This window comes from Streptomyces sp. NPDC058326, assembly GCF_042879855.1.
Taxonomy (GTDB): domain Bacteria; phylum Actinomycetota; class Actinomycetes; order Streptomycetales; family Streptomycetaceae; genus Streptomyces.
The window spans coordinates 22,465-36,865 of the sequence record NZ_JBHVZO010000025.1; the positions used below are offsets into that span (position 1 = coordinate 22,465).

The following is a 14,401-nucleotide window of genomic DNA, read 5'->3' on the forward strand; positions in this document are numbered from 1 at the left end:
GGCGTCCGCACGCGCGCGTACCGTCGAATCTCGGTCGTGCTGAGTGCGGACAGCCGGGCCGCCGTTCGCCTAGATTGGCGTTGTGCAGCGTTGGGCCGTCGGCCGCGCTGCGGAAGGCGGGCGAGGCCCGCCGGGAAACTGTGGACGATGCCCGGGGGGTACGACCCCGCGACGGCATCATGGTGAGGAGGCGCTGTGAGCAGCGACCCGTGGGGCCGCGTCGACGAGACGGGCACCGTGTACGTGCGGACGGCCGAGGGTGAGAAGGTCGTCGGATCGTGGCAGGCCGGCACCCCTGAGGAGGCCCTGGCCTACTTCGAGCGCAAGTACGAGGGCTTGGTGGTCGAGATCGGCCTCCTCGAGAAGCGGGTGAGGACCACCGACCTCTCGGCGAAGGACGCCACGGCGGCGATCGAGCACATCCGGCAGCAGGTCACCGAGCACCACGCCGTCGGCGACCTGGCCGCGCTCGCGACCCGGCTCGACAAGCTCGTCGAGACGGTCGACTCGCGCCGCGAGGAGCGGAAGGCCCAGAAGGCGAAGCAGACCGACGAGGCGCGCGCCGCGAAGGAGAAGCTCGTCACGGAGGCCGAGGAGCTGGCCCAGAGCGAGCAGTGGCGCTCCGCGGGCGAGCGGCTGCGAGCGCTCGTGGACACCTGGAAGGGCCTCCCCCGGCTCGACCGCAAGTCCGACGACGAGCTGTGGCACCGCTTCTCGCACGCCCGCTCGGCGTTCTCGAAGCGCCGCAAGGCCCACTTCGCCTCGCTGGACGCCCAGCGTGAGGACGCCCGCAAGACCAAGGAGCGCCTGGTCGCCGAGGCGGAGTCGCTGTCGAACTCCACCGACTGGGGCACCACGGCGGCCCGCTACCGCGAGCTGATGGCGGACTGGAAGGCGGCCGGCCGTGCCCAGCGCGAGCACGAGGACGACCTGTGGAACCGCTTCCGCGGTGCCCAGGACGTCTTCTTCGCGGCGCGCGGCGAGGTCTTCGCCGAGCGGGACGCGGAGCAGACCGAGAACCTCAAGCTGAAGGAGGAGCTCGCGACCGAGGCCGAGAAGCTCCTGCCGGTGACGGACCTGAAGGCGGCGCGCGCGGCCTTCCGTTCCCTCAACGAACGGTGGGAGGCCGTCGGTCACGTTCCGCGGGACGCCCGTCCCAAGGTCGAGGGCCGGATGCACGCGGTGGAGCGGGCGATCCAGGAGGCCGAGGAGACCGAGTGGCGCCGGACGAACCCGGAGGCGCGCGCGCGTGCCGCGGGTCTGACCGGGCAGCTCCAGGACGCGGTCGAGAAGCTGCGCAAGCAGATCGACGCGGCCCGTGCCGCCGGCAACGACGCCAAGGCCGACAAGCTCTCCCGCGAGCTTGAGGGCCGCCAGGCCCTGCTCGACCAGGCCATGAAGGGCCTGGAGGAGTTCGGCGGCTGACACGGACGCCGTGACCGTACGACGAAGGCCCCCCGGCTCGCCGCCGGGGGGCCTTCGTCGTGCCCGTGGTTACGGTCGGCGGGCCGAGGTCACGCGGTAGACGTCGTAGACGCCCTCCACACCCCGTACGGCCTTCAGGACGTGGCCCAGGTGCTTCGGGTCGCCCATCTCGAAGGTGAAGCGCGAGGTGGCCACCCGGTCGCGGGAGGTCTGCACGGCCGCCGAGAGGATGTTGACGTGCTGGTCCGAGAGGACCCGGGTGACGTCCGAGAGCAGCCGGGACCGGTCGAGCGCCTCGACCTGGATGGCGACGAGGAAGACCGAGGACTGGGTCGGCGCCCACTCGACCTCCAGGATCCGCTCCGGCTCCCGGGAGAGCGACTCCACGTTGACGCAGTCGCTGCGGTGAACCGATACGCCACTGCCACGGGTGACGAAGCCGATGATCGGGTCGCCCGGCACGGGGGTGCAGCAGCGGGCCAGCTTCACCCAGACGTCCTCGACGCCCTTGACGACGACGCCGGGGTCGGCGCTCGAGCGGCGCTTGGAACGGCCGCGGGCGGGCGGCGAGGCCTCGTCGATGTCCTCGGTGGCGGCCTCCTCGCCGCCGAGCGCCTGGACCAGCTTCTGCACGATGGACTGGGCGGTGACATGGCCCTCGCCGATCGCCGCGTACAGCGAGGAGATGTCGCTGTAGCGGAGCTCGTGGGCGAGGGTGACGAGCGAGTCGCCGGTCAGGATCCGCTGGATCGGCAGGTTCTGCTTGCGCATCGCCCGCGCGATGGCGTCCTTGCCCTGCTCGATGGCCTCGTCCCGGCGCTCCTTGGAGAACCAGGCACGGATCTTGTTGCGGGCGCGCGGGGACTTGACAAAGCCCAGCCAGTCCCGTGAGGGCCCGGCGCCCGCGGCCTTGGAGGTGAAGACCTCCACCAGGTCGCCGTTGTCGAGGGTCGATTCGAGCGGGACGAGCCGGCCGTTGACCCGCGCCCCTATGGTGCGGTGGCCGACCTCGGTGTGGACAGCGTAGGAGAAGTCGACGGGGGTGGCGCCGGCGGGGAGCGCGATCACGTCGCCCTTGGGCGTGAAGACGAAGACCTCGTTGCGGGAGAGGTCGAAGCGCAGGGACTCCAGGAACTCGCTGGGGTCCTCGGTCTCCTTCTGCCAGTCGAGGAGCTGGCGCAGCCAGGCCATGTCGTTGAGGTGGTCGTCCTTGCCGGCCTTCTTCGGCACGTCGGCGCGCACCTTGGAGGCCCCGGCGACCGCCTCCTGCTTGTACTTCCAGTGGGCGGCGATGCCGTACTCGGCGCGCCGGTGCATGTCGAAGGTGCGGATCTGGAGCTCGACGGGCTTGCCGTTGGGTCCGATGACCGTCGTGTGCAGCGACTGGTACATGTTGAACTTCGGCATCGCGATGTAGTCCTTGAACCGGCCGGGGACCGGATTCCATCGCGCGTGGACGGTGCCGAGGGCGGCGTAGCAGTCCCGCACCGTGTCGACGAGGACACGGATGCCCACCAGGTCGTAGATCTCCGCGAAGTCCCGGCCGCGGACGATCATCTTCTGGTAGACGCTGTAGTAGTGCTTGGGGCGGCCGGTGACGGTCGCCTTGATCCGGGCGGCCCGCAGGTCCGCCTGGACCTCGTCGGTCACTATGGCGAGGTACTCGTCCCGCTTGGGGGCGCGCTCCGCGACGAGCCGGACGATCTCGTCGTACATCTTGGGGTAGAGGATCGCGAAGGCGAGGTCCTCCAACTCCCACTTGATGGTGTTCATGCCCAGCCGGTGCGCCAGCGGGGCGTAGATCTCCAGGGTCTCGCGGGCCTTCTTCTCCTGCTTCTCCCGCTTGAGGTACCGCATGGTACGCATGTTGTGCAGGCGGTCGGCGAGCTTGATGACCAGGACGCGGGGGTCCTTGGCCATGGCGACGACCATCTTGCGGACGGTCTCGGCCTGGGCGGCCTCGCCGAACTTGACCTTGTCGAGCTTGGTGACGCCGTCGACGAGGAGCGCGACCTGGTCGCCGAAGTCCCGGCGCAGGGTGTCGAGGCCGTACTCGGTGTCCTCGACGGTGTCGTGGAGCAGACCGGCCATCAGGGTCGCCGGGTCCATGCCGAGCTCGGCGAGGATCGTGGTGACGGCGAGCGGGTGCGTGATGTACGGGTCGCCGCTCTTGCGCTTCTGGCCACGGTGCCAGCGCTCGGCGACCTGGTAGGCCCGCTCGATCTGGCGGAGCGTGGCCGTCTCGATCTTGGGGTCGTTGGAGCGGACGATCCGCAGCAGCGGTTCGAGGACCGGGTTGTACGGGGAGGAGCGCTGGACGCCGAGCCGGGCGAGGCGGGCGCGGACGCGGTTGGACGAGCCGCCCGAGCGGGCGGGCGCGGCCGGTGCGGGCCGGGCCGGGGCCGGGGCCTCGGGGGCCGGCTGCGCGGACGCGGCAGGCGCGGTCCCGGTCTCCGCCGGCTTGTTCTGGGGCGTGCCGGTCCCCGGCGCGGCCTTGTCGGCCTTCGGGTCGGGCTGCGCGGCGGAGAGTGGCTGGGCCTCGTCTGGCAAGAGCGCTCCTCTGGCGGTCCCCCCGGACGGAGTCTGGGGGAGATACCGGGTCCCCCGGTCAGGCCCGGAAAGCCCATGGTATCGAGCCGGGAGTCGCGATGCGCACGCGGTGGCCGTCACCTGCGAAGGGGCCGGCGGGAGCGGTGCCCGCGGCCGGGCCGGTCGCTCTCGTCAGTTCCAGCGGAGCAGGGAGGGGCCACCCTTCACCTGGATCTCCTTGGTGGCGGCGACATTGCCCCAGTGGACCTTGAGGGAGCCGCTCTTCCCGCACAGCGGGCTCGACCAGAACTCCTTGCGCCGTGCGTCGAAGCCCTTGGCCCGGAGGCAGATGCTGCCGCCCTTGTAGACCTTCCAGGCGTACGCCATCTTCATGCCCTCGGCCCCGAAGTGACCGCAGCCGTCGCTGACCTCGGACCACTTCAGGGGCACGCTCCCGGCGTTCTTCCAGCCGGCGCAGACGCCGGCCGCCGGCGCCTGGGCGGGCCGGTCCGCGCTCGCGGGGTTCGCGGCGGTCCCGAGAGCGGCGAGCGCGATCAGGGAGACGGCCCCTGCGACGGTCTTCCGCGACATGTTCATACGACTTCCTCCTGGCGGCGCGTGACGGTCGGGAACGGCGAAGGGCGCCTCGGGAGAACCCGGGCGCCCTTCGCCGTATCCCTCGACCGTTATCGGGCGGGAGATCGTCGGACTTGAACGATCACACTCGGATGAGTGCCGTGAGCGGAGCGCCGTTCAGGGCCGGCTCCAGGCGACTGCGGCCCGGGAGGAAGCCCAGCTCCATCAGGACCGCGACGCCCGCCACCTCGGCGCCGGCGCGGCGGATGAGCTCGATGGAGGCCTCGGCCGTGCCGCCGGTGGCGAGGACGTCGTCGATGACCATGACGCGGTCGCCCGCCGCCAGGTCCTCGGCGTGCACCTCGATCTCGGCGGTGCCGTACTCCAGCTCGTACGCCTGGCGGAGCGTCGCCCCGGGGAGCTTGCCGGCCTTGCGGACCGGGATGAATCCCAGGCCCGCGCGGACGGCCACCGGGGCGGCCAGGATGAAGCCGCGTGCCTCGAGACCGACGATCTTCGTGGCGCCGTGCGCGGAGCACAGCGCCGCGAGGGCGTCGGTGAGAGCCGTGAACGCCTCCGGGTCCGCGAGCAGCGGCGTGATGTCCTTGAACAGCACGCCCGGCTTCGGGTAATCGGGGACGTCGCGGATGCGGCTCAGCAGGAGCGCGGTCACGTCCTGGGTGTCGGCGGTCATCCTCGGTGCTCCTGCGCGCGGCCGCGACGGCTCGCGCGCTGACCGACGACGGCGGTCTCCGCGTCGTCGGCGTACGCGCCGTCCGTCCCGTCCGCCGACTCGCCCTTGGCCGCGGCACCGGCCCGCTTGACGAGGATGCGCTTCTTGAGCGCCTTGATCGCCGGCTCGCGCTCCTTGAGGTCGGCGACGAGCGGGGTGGCGATGAAGATCGACGAGTACGCGCCGGCGGCGAGACCCACGAACAGCGACAGCGAGATGTCGTTGAGCATGCCGGCGCCGAGGACGCCACCACCGATGAAGAGCAGACCGGCGACCGGCAGCAGCGCCACGACGGTGGTGTTGATCGAACGGACCAGGGTGCCGTTGATCGAGCGGTTCGCCAGCTCGCTGTAGGTGAAGCGGGTCTGCTTCGTGATGTCCTTCGTCTGTTCCTTGAGGGAGTCGAAGACGACGACTGTGTCGTACAGCGAATATCCGAGAATGGTCAGCAGACCGATCACCGTACCGACCGTGACCTCGAAGCCGACCAGCGAGTAGATGCCCACGGTGATCGTGAGGTCGTGGATGAGGGCGATGAGTGCCGCGACCGCCATTCTCCACTCGAAGGCGATGGCCAGATAGATCACCACGAGGATCATGAAGACCCCCAGGCCCGTCCAGGCCTTGGTGGCGATCTGCTCACCCCAGCTGGGGCCGACGAGCTCCGCCGCGATCTTGTCCTCGGGGACGTTCAGGTCCTTGGCGAGCTCCGAGCGGACCTGGTCGGACTGCGCGGTGTCGAGGCCGCCGACCTGGATGCGCAGGGAGCCGTTGCCGAGCTGCTGGACGATCGCGTCGTGGCCGGAGGCCTCTTCCGCGTACTCCTGCGCCTGGCTGACGGAGACTTCCGACTTCGGGGTGGTGAAGACCGCGCCGCCCTGGAACTCGATGCCCATGTTCAGGCCGCGGACGGCCAGGGCGACGATGGCGGTGATGGTGATCAGGATGGACAGGCCGTACCAGATCTTGCGGTTGCCGATGAAGTCGTAGCCGACCTCACCGCGGTGGAGCCGGGCTCCGAGATCGCCGAGCTTCGACATCTCACGCCTCCTTCGGGTCGACAGGGCCAGCGGCAGAGGCGGTGGCACGACGGGAGCGGCGCAGCGGCGGCTTGGCGCCGAGTCGCTTCGGGTCGAGGCCGGACCAGGGGTGACCGTCGCCGAAGAACTTGGTCCGCGCGAGGAGCGTCATGACCGGCTTGGTGAAGAGGAACACCACGACGACGTCGAGCAGGGTGGTCAGGCCGAGCGTGAACGCGAAGCCCTGGACCTTGCCGACGGTGACGATGAACAGCACGGCCGCGGCCAGGAACGACACGAAGTCGGAGACCATGATGGTGCGGCGGGCACGCGGCCAGGCGCGCTCGACGGCCGGGCGGAGCGTGCGGCCCTCGCGCAGTTCGTCCCGGATGCGCTCGAAGTAGACGATGAACGAGTCCGCGGTGATACCGATGGCGACGATGGCTCCACAGACCGCCGGCAGGTTCAGCGCGAAGCCGATGGCCGGGCCGAGGAGCGACATGATCACGTAGGTGAGGAGCGCGGAGACGCCGAGGCTGAGGATGGCGATCAGCGACAGGCCGCGGTAGTAGGCGACCAGGTAGATGATGACCAGACCGAGGCCGATGGCGCCGGCGATCAGGCCGGCCTCCAGCTGGTCGCCGCCGAGCGCGGCGGTGACGGTGTCGACGCTCTGGGTCTCGAAGGAGAGCGGCAGGGCACCGTAGGACAGGATGTTGCCGAGGTCCTGGGCGGACTGCTGGTTGAAGCTGCCGGAGATCTGCGCGCTGGCGCTGAGCGTGGTCTGCACGCGGGGCGCGGAGACGACCTCGCCGTCAAGGACGATCGCGAACTGGTTCTGCGGCTCGGTCTGCTGCGAGAGCTTGCTGGTGATCGACTGGAACTTCTTCGAACCGGCGCCCGTGAACTCCATGTCCACGATCCACTGGCCGGTCCGCTGGTCGATCGCGGCCTGGGCGTCGTCGACGTCCTTGCCCTCGACCTCGGCCGGGCCGAGGAGGTACTTCTCCCACTGGTCGATGGCGTTCTTGCCGCAGGCCACGGTCGGCTCGCCGGGCTTGACGCCCTGACCGGCGGCGGAGCGCTGCTTCGGGTCGAGGCAGTTCAGGGTGGCGAACTTCTTCTCGAGCGCCGCGGTGGAGGCGTCGGGCGTCTGGCTCGGCTTCGGGGGCTCCGTCGCCTTGGGGGGCGCGGAGGAGGACGCCGAAGCGCTCCCGGTGGGCGTGGGCGTCGGGGCCTTGAGGGCCTCGGTGAGCGCACGGCCCTGGGTGGAGGCGGTGGCCGTCGGGGTCGCCGGCTTCTCGCCCACCGTCGCGCCGGAGGCGGAGGCGGACGGCTTCGGCGAGGCCGAAGGGGAGCCGGAGGAGGCGCTGGGCACCGGCTGCGGCGCGGCGGCCGCGACGGCGAGCACGGGCCGGAAGTAGAGCTGGGCGGTGGTACCGACCTGCTCCCGGGCCTGCTTCTCGTTCGTCCCGCGAGGGATGTTGACGATGATGTTCTCGCGGCCCTGCGTCTGGACCTCGGCCTCGGAGACACCGAGACCGTTGACACGGCGCTCGATGATGCCGACGGCGGTGTTCATGTTGGTCTCGTTGACCGCCGACTCCTGGCCGGGCTCAGCCTTGGCCTTGAGCGTGATCGAGGTACCGCCGGCGAGGTCGATGCCCAGGCGCGGGGTGGTGTGCCCCGACCAGAACATGCCGCCGGTGAGCGCGACCATGGCGATCAGGATGAGTGCCAGGGCGCGGCCCGGCCGGCTCTGTCCCCCCGCCGGCCTTCGGCCCTTCTTCGGTGCTGCCACCTGTCGTATCTCCCTGTCCAACCGTCTTCCGCCGGGTATGCGTGAGACGGCCACGAAGTGTGTGTGGGGACCTTCCCCCGCAGACGTGGAACCGTTCCGGGTACCGCGCGCGCCGGTGGGCGCGCGCGGTGTACCCGGCCGCGACTACTTCGCGTCGGTCTCGCCGTCGGCCTTGCCGTCCTTCTGGCCCTCGGCCGCGTCCGCCTTCTTCGTCAGGTCGGCCTTCGGCTCCGCGTCCTCGGCGGTCTCCGTGCCCTCGGTGGCCTCGGTGGCCCCGGTCAGCGACGAGGCGTCGTCCGGGACGACGGTGTCGGAGTCCGACTCGTCGTCACCGTGGACGATGCGGTTGTACTCGGAGTCCTCGAGGACGGCGCCGATGGCGTTCTTCGCGTAGACGGCGTGCACGCCGGGCGCGACCTCGAGGAGGACGGTCTCGTCGCCGATCTCCTTGACGGTGGCGTACATCCCCCCGATCGTGCGGACGCCGGTGCCGGGCTGCATCTCGTCGCGCATCCGCGCCGCCGCCTGCTGCTTCTTCTTGGCAGAGCGGGTCATCAGGAACATGGCCCCGATGAGGACGATGAAGGGGAGGAGGGTCACGATGCTCACGGGACGGGTTTCCTTCGCACGGTCGCGGAGAACCCGCGGCCTGATCTTCGGGGGTGGGCGCGCCGACCAGAAAGGGCGGCAACGGCGGAGTCTAGGCGAGTCCGCATCGATGGAACAACGTCCAGCATCGCACCCCGGTTCCGGTCCGGGCGAGTGTCAGCACCGTCACGCCCCGAAGAGCCCCTGTTGTCCGCTTCCTGGCGCCCCCGGGCCCGCTGCCTGCGGCGGAACGAGCCCCAGGTGCGCCCAGGCCGCCGGGGTGGCGACCCGGCCACGGGGGGTGCGCGCCAGCAGACCTTCGCGTACGAGGAAGGGTTCGGCGACCTCCTCGACGGTCTCGCGCTCCTCCCCGACGGCGACCGCGAGGGTGGAGAGACCGACCGGTCCGCCGCCGAAGAGCTTGAGCAGCGCTTCGAGGACGCCGCGGTCGAGGCGGTCGAGGCCGCGGCCGTCGACCTCGTACACGCTGAGGGCGGCCTCTGAGATCTCGCGGGTGATGACTCCGTCGGCCCTGACCTGCGCGTAGTCCCTGACGCGGCGCAGCAGGCGGTTGGCGATGCGGGGCGTGCCGCGGGAGCGGCCGGCGATCTCGGCGGCGCCGGCCGGGTCGATCTCGACGTCGAGGAGTCCGGCGGAGCGGTGGATCACGCGCTGGAGTTCGGCGGGGTCGTAGAACTCCATGTGGCCGGTGAAGCCGAAGCGGTCGCGCAGCGGGGGCGGCAGGAGTCCGGCCCGGGTGGTGGCGCCGACCAGGGTGAAGGGCGGGAGCTCCAGGGGGATGGCGGTGGCGCCGGGGCCCTTGCCGACGATGACGTCGACGCGGAAGTCCTCCATCGCCATGTAGAGCATCTCCTCGGCGGGCCGGGACATGCGGTGGATCTCGTCGAGGAAGAGGATCTCGCCCTCCTGGAGGGAGGAGAGGATCGCCGCGAGGTCTCCGGCGTGCTGGATGGCGGGGCCCGAGGTGATGCGGATCGGCGCGTTCATCTCGGCCGCGATGATCATCGAGAGGGTGGTCTTGCCGAGGCCGGGGGCACCGGACAGCAGGACGTGGTCGGCGGTGGCGCCGCGCTGGCGGGCGGCCTTGAGGACCAGGTCGAGCTGCTGGCGGACCTTCTCCTGGCCGACGAACTCGCTGAGGTCCTTGGGGCGCAGGGCGGCTTCGACGGCCTGGTCGTCGCCCTCGGCGGAGGCGCCGACGATGCGCGCCTCGGCGTCCGGTGCCTCGGCGGTGGAGTCGTCGTCCCAGTTCACGGTGGATGCCTTCTCGTTCGTACGGCGGGTCGGGCCGGGTGGGGGGTCAGCGGGCGCGGTTGAGGGTCTGCAGGGCGGCGCGAAGGAGCTGCGGCACGGGCGCGGTGCCGGTCTCGGCGATCGCGGCCTCGGCCTGCGGGGCGACGGCGCCGACGGCCTCCTCGGCCTCGCGGCTCTGGTAGCCGAGGCCGATCAGGGCGGCGGTCAGCTGCTCGGTCCACGGCGCGGGTCCGGAGGCCGCGGCGCGCTGGGCGCCGACCAGGCCGCTGCTGCCGAGGGGGGCGCCGAGCTTGTCCTTCAGTTCGAGGAGGAGTTTCTGGGCGCCCTTCTTGCCGATGCCGGGGACGGCGGTGAGGGCCTTCTCGTCTCCGGTGGACACGGCGAGGCGCAGGGCATCGGGGCTGTGGACCCCGAGCATGGCCTGCGCGAGGCGGGGGCCGACGCCGCTCGCGGTCTGGAGCAGCTCGAAGACCTGCCGCTCGTCGTCGTCGGCGAAGCCGTACAGCGTGAGGGAGTCCTCGCGGACGACGAGGGAGGTGGCGAGCCGGGCGTCCTGTCCGATCCGCAGTCCCGCGAGGGTCCCCGGGGTGCACTGGACGGCCATGCCCACCCCGCCGACCTCGATCACGGCCGTGGTGGGGGCGAGGGCGGCGACCGGGCCGCTGACGAAGGCGATCATCGGGTTCGGCCTTTCACTGCGGACGCCTGCTGGGCGACCGCCTGCTGGAGACGGTTCTGGGCGACGGCCTGCTGGAGGCGGTTCTGGGCGGGGGCCCGCCAGATGTGACAGATGGCGAGGGCGAGGGCGTCGGCGGCGTCGGCCGGCTTGGGCGGGGCGGAGAGCCGGAGCAGCCGGGTCACCATGGCGCCGACCTGCGCCTTGTCGGCGCGGCCGCTGCCGGTGACAGCGGCTTTGACCTCGCTCGGGGTGTGCAGGGCGACGGGGATGCCGCGGCGCGAGGCGCAGAGCATGGCGACGGCGCTCGCCTGTGCGGTGCCCATCACCGTACGCACGTTGTGCTGGCTGAACACCCGCTCCACGGCGACGAGTTCGGGCGAGAAGCGGTCGAGCCACTCCTCCATGCCGCGCTCGATGCCGACAAGGCGTACGCCGATGTCGTCGTCCGCTGCCGTCCGCACCACTCCCACGCCGAGCATGGTCAGCGGCCGTCCCGCGACCCCCTCGACGACGCCGACACCGCACCGGGTCAGACCCGGGTCCACCCCGAGAACGCGCACTGTGCCCCTCCCGGCCCGCTGTCGCTCAACTGTTTGTGCAGGCTATCCGCTCCCACTGACAACGCCGTACGAACGACAGCGGGCCGACGGGGGTGTGTCCCCGTCGGCCCGCTGTGCGGAGCGGCCGCGATCAGGCGTCGACCTTCTCCATGACCTCGTCGCTGACGTCGAAGTTGGCGAAGACGTTCTGCACGTCGTCGCTGTCCTCCAGCGCGTCGATCAGCTTGAACATCTTGCGCGCGCCCTCTTCGTCGAGCTCGACCTGCATGGTCGGGACGAAGCTGGACTCGGCGGAGTCGTAGTCGATGCCGGCCTCCTGGAGCGCGGTGCGGACCGCGACCAGGTCGGTGGCCTCGCTGACGATCTCGAAGGACTCGCCGAGGTCGTTGACCTCCTCGGCGCCCGCGTCGAGGACCGCGCCCAGGACGTCGTCCTCGGTCAGTTCGCCCTTGGGGAGCACGACGACGCCCTTGCGGTTGAACAGGTACGAGACGGAGCCCGGGTCGGCCATGGAGCCGCCGTTGCGGGTCATGGCCACGCGTACGTCGGAGGCGGCGCGGTTGCGGTTGTCGGTGAGGCACTCGATGAGCACCGCGACGCCGTTCGGGCCGTAGCCCTCGTACATGATCGTGGCGTAGTCGACGCCGCCGGCCTCGAGGCCGCCGCCGCGCTTGACCGCGGAGTCGATGTTCTTGTTCGGGACCGAGCTCTTCTTCGCCTTCTGGATGGCGTCGTAGAGCGTCGGGTTACCGGCCGGATCGTCGCCGCCGGTCCGGGCCGCGACCTCGATGTTCTTGATCAGCTTCGCGAAGAGCTTGCCGCGCTTGGCATCGATCACGGCCTTCTTGTGCTTCGTCGTAGCCCATTTAGAGTGGCCGGACATCTGCCTGTCTCCTTCGCGTAACCCATTTCTGAACGAACCCCAGAGATCCTACCGGGATCGGATCACCGCGCGGCGCGCACCATGTCGACGAACAGGGCGTGGATGCGGTGGTCCCCGGTGAGCTCGGGGTGGAACGAGGTCGCGAGCGCGCGGCCCTGCCGTACGGCGACGACGTGGCCCTCGTGCTCGGCGAGGATCTCGACCTCGGCGCCGACGGACTCCACCCAGGGGGCGCGGATGAAGACGCCCTCGACGGGGCCGTCCTCGATGCCCGCGACGGTGACGCCGGCCTCGAAGGACTCGTTCTGCCGCCCGAAGGCGTTGCGGCGGACGATCATGTCGATGCCGCCGAAGGTCTCCTGGCCCGAACGCGGGTCGAGGATCTTCTCCGCGAGCATGATCAGACCGGCGCAGGTGCCGTAGACCGGCAGGCCGGCGGCGATGCGCTCGCGCAGCGGCTCCGCCATGCCGAAGAGGTCGGCCAGCTTGGAGATGGTGGTGGACTCACCACCGGGGATGACGAGGCCGTCGATCTCGGCCAGCTCCTCGGGGCGCCTCACCGGCCTGGCCACGGCGTCCGCCGCGGCCAGGGCGATCAGGTGCTCCCGTACGTCGCCCTGGAGAGCCAGGACACCAATCACGGGAGTGCTGCTCATCGGTGCTTACCAGCCCCGGTTGGCGTAGCGCTCGGACTCGGGGAGGGTGTCGCAGTTGATGCCGACCATGGCCTCGCCCAGGTTGCGGGAGGCGTCCGCGATGATCTTCGGGTCGTCGTAGAAGGTGGTGGCCTTCACGATGGCGGCGGCGCGCTTGGCCGGGTCGCCGGACTTGAAGATGCCGGAGCCGACGAAGACGCCCTCGGCGCCGAGCTGACGCATGAGCGCGGCGTCGGCCGGGGTGGCGACGCCACCGGCGGAGAACAGCACGACCGGCAGCTTGCCGAGCTCGGCGACCTCCTTGACGAGCTCGTACGGCGCGCGCAGGTCCTTGGCGGCGGCGAACAGCTCGTTGTTGTCGAAGCCGCGCAGCCGGGCGATCTCGTTCTTGATCTGGCGCAGGTGGCGGACCGCCTCGACGACGTTGCCGGTGCCGGCCTCGCCCTTGGAGCGGATCATGGCCGCGCCCTCGGCGATGCGGCGCAGGGCCTCGCCCAGGTTGGTGGCACCACAGACGAAGGGGGTCGTGAAGGCCCACTTGTCGGAGTGGTTGACCTCGTCGGCCGGCGTGAGGACCTCGGACTCGTCGATGTAGTCGACACCGAGGGACTGCAGGACCTGGGCCTCGACGAAGTGACCGATGCGGGACTTGGCCATGACCGGGATGGACACCGCGCCGATGATCTCTTCGATCATGTTCGGGTCGGACATGCGGGCGACGCCGCCGTCCTTGCGGATGTCCGCGGGGACCCGCTCCAGGGCCATGACGGCCACGGCGCCGGCGTCCTCGGCGATCTTCGCCTGCTCGGCGTTGACCACGTCCATGATCACGCCACCCTTGAGCTGCTCGGCCATGCCGCGCTTCACACGGGCGGTGCCGGTCTCGGGGGACTGGGGGGAGGGGGAAGGCGTGGTGGACACAAGTACCTCACTCGTGACAAGAGCGATTGACGACAACAGCGAGGAAACAGTCCACCTACGGTCCACAGCAAGGGCCAATGTGGACCCGGTGGATCGTTTTCACAGGTTACGGAGCGTCAGGTGGGGCGATCGGCAAGAGCCACCGGCGGCTCGTCGTCCATTTCGAAGGCCAGAGGGAAGGGCGCGTGGCCCGCGAGCCGGAACCAGCGGACCTTCCGGTGGCGGCGCAGGGCGCGGGCGGCCCGTACGGCGTCGTTGTGGAAGCGGCGGGCCATCGGCACCCGGCGGACGGCCTGCGCGAGCTCTTCCGCGGCCTCCTCACCGCCGACGGCCTCCCGGACCACCTCCACCTGCTGCGGCTCGCCGAACACGGCCCGCAGCGCCTGGCTGAGTTCGCTCTCGGCGACCTCCCGGTGATCCTCCTCGGCCTGCCGGGCGGCGTGCGCGGCCTCGTACAGCACGATCGAGGCGGCCGGATCGAGAACACCGGAGGTGGCCAGCTCCTGGGTGACCGAGGCCCGGCGCAGCAGCTGCGCGTCCAGGGCGGCGCGGGCGGCGTCGATACGGGAGTGCAGCCGGTCGAGCCGGCCGGCGGTCCAGCTGAGATACACGCCGATGAGAATCAGCGCGACGACGGTCCAGATCAGGGTTTCGGTCACGGGCGCACAGGCTACCGGGGCGGTGGCGGCACGCCGTCCCAAAGGTCACGGTCGTGGGCGAACAGGACACGGACGGGACGGGTGTCCGGCTCGGCCG

At 70.8% G+C, this 14,401-nt stretch carries 14 protein-coding genes; 1 reads left to right on the forward strand and 13 read right to left on the reverse strand.

The features are described 5' to 3' along the window. The first annotated feature begins 195 nt into the window (after nt 1-195). Nucleotides 196-1,425 carry a DUF349 domain-containing protein gene (locus ACFVYX_RS32425; protein ID WP_389685060.1) on the forward strand — a complete coding sequence of 410 codons (1,230 nt, stop codon included), beginning with the start codon at nt 196-198 and terminating at the stop codon, nt 1,423-1,425. Between the two features lie 69 nt (nt 1,426-1,494). Here ACFVYX_RS32425 and ACFVYX_RS32430 read toward each other — a convergent pair whose 3' ends face one another. From ACFVYX_RS32430 to ACFVYX_RS32490, 13 genes are all read right to left on the reverse strand, one after another. Next, complete coding sequence (locus ACFVYX_RS32430; protein WP_389685061.1) at nt 1,495-3,975, reverse strand: RelA/SpoT family protein; 2,481 nt, start codon at nt 3,973-3,975, stop codon at nt 1,495-1,497. Nucleotides 3,976-4,146: 171 nt separating this feature from the next. Next, nucleotides 4,147-4,551, reverse strand: a complete 405-nt coding sequence (locus ACFVYX_RS32435) for a hypothetical protein (RefSeq protein WP_389685062.1) — start codon at nt 4,549-4,551, stop codon at nt 4,147-4,149. A 121-nt stretch (nt 4,552-4,672) separates the two neighbouring features. After that, nucleotides 4,673-5,224 (reverse strand): adenine phosphoribosyltransferase, encoded by a 552-nt coding sequence (locus ACFVYX_RS32440; protein WP_389685063.1) that lies wholly within the window; start codon nt 5,222-5,224, stop codon nt 4,673-4,675. Next, nucleotides 5,221-6,303, reverse strand: coding sequence for a protein translocase subunit SecF (secF, locus tag ACFVYX_RS32445; RefSeq protein ID WP_389685064.1), 1,083 nt, complete (start codon nt 6,301-6,303; stop codon nt 5,221-5,223). Before secF ends, ACFVYX_RS32440 begins: the two co-directional genes overlap by 4 nt. Nucleotide 6,304: 1 nt before the next feature. Then, nucleotides 6,305-8,083, reverse strand: a complete 1,779-nt coding sequence (gene secD / locus ACFVYX_RS32450) for a protein translocase subunit SecD (protein ID WP_389685065.1) — start codon at nt 8,081-8,083, stop codon at nt 6,305-6,307. Nucleotides 8,084-8,227: 144 nt separating this feature from the next. After that, nucleotides 8,228-8,692 carry a preprotein translocase subunit YajC gene (yajC, locus tag ACFVYX_RS32455; RefSeq protein ID WP_389685066.1) on the reverse strand — a complete coding sequence of 155 codons (465 nt, stop codon included), beginning with the start codon at nt 8,690-8,692 and terminating at the stop codon, nt 8,228-8,230. Between the two features lie 165 nt (nt 8,693-8,857). After that, complete coding sequence (gene ruvB, locus ACFVYX_RS32460) at nt 8,858-9,946, reverse strand: Holliday junction branch migration DNA helicase RuvB (protein WP_389685067.1); 1,089 nt, start codon at nt 9,944-9,946, stop codon at nt 8,858-8,860. Between the two features lie 46 nt (nt 9,947-9,992). Beyond that, nucleotides 9,993-10,625 (reverse strand): Holliday junction branch migration protein RuvA, encoded by a 633-nt coding sequence (ruvA, locus tag ACFVYX_RS32465; RefSeq protein WP_389685068.1) that lies wholly within the window; start codon nt 10,623-10,625, stop codon nt 9,993-9,995. Further along, nucleotides 10,622-11,185 carry a crossover junction endodeoxyribonuclease RuvC gene (ruvC, locus tag ACFVYX_RS32470; protein ID WP_389685069.1) on the reverse strand — a complete coding sequence of 188 codons (564 nt, stop codon included), beginning with the start codon at nt 11,183-11,185 and terminating at the stop codon, nt 10,622-10,624. The genes ruvA and ruvC overlap by 4 nt, the downstream gene beginning before the upstream one ends. 130 nt (nt 11,186-11,315) lie before the next feature. Beyond that, nucleotides 11,316-12,068 (reverse strand): YebC/PmpR family DNA-binding transcriptional regulator, encoded by a 753-nt coding sequence (locus ACFVYX_RS32475; protein ID WP_389685070.1) that lies wholly within the window; start codon nt 12,066-12,068, stop codon nt 11,316-11,318. Nucleotides 12,069-12,130: 62 nt separating this feature from the next. Continuing rightward, nucleotides 12,131-12,724 carry a pyridoxal 5'-phosphate synthase glutaminase subunit PdxT gene (gene pdxT, locus ACFVYX_RS32480; protein WP_389685071.1) on the reverse strand — a complete coding sequence of 198 codons (594 nt, stop codon included), beginning with the start codon at nt 12,722-12,724 and terminating at the stop codon, nt 12,131-12,133. A 6-nt stretch (nt 12,725-12,730) separates the two neighbouring features. After that, nucleotides 12,731-13,645 carry a pyridoxal 5'-phosphate synthase lyase subunit PdxS gene (gene pdxS, locus ACFVYX_RS32485; protein ID WP_317874515.1) on the reverse strand — a complete coding sequence of 305 codons (915 nt, stop codon included), beginning with the start codon at nt 13,643-13,645 and terminating at the stop codon, nt 12,731-12,733. A gap of 116 nt (nt 13,646-13,761) precedes the next feature. Beyond that, a complete protein-coding gene (locus ACFVYX_RS32490; protein ID WP_389685072.1) occupies nt 13,762-14,304 on the reverse strand; it encodes a hypothetical protein in 543 nt (180 codons plus the stop codon). Between the last annotated feature and the right edge of the window lie 97 nt (nt 14,305-14,401).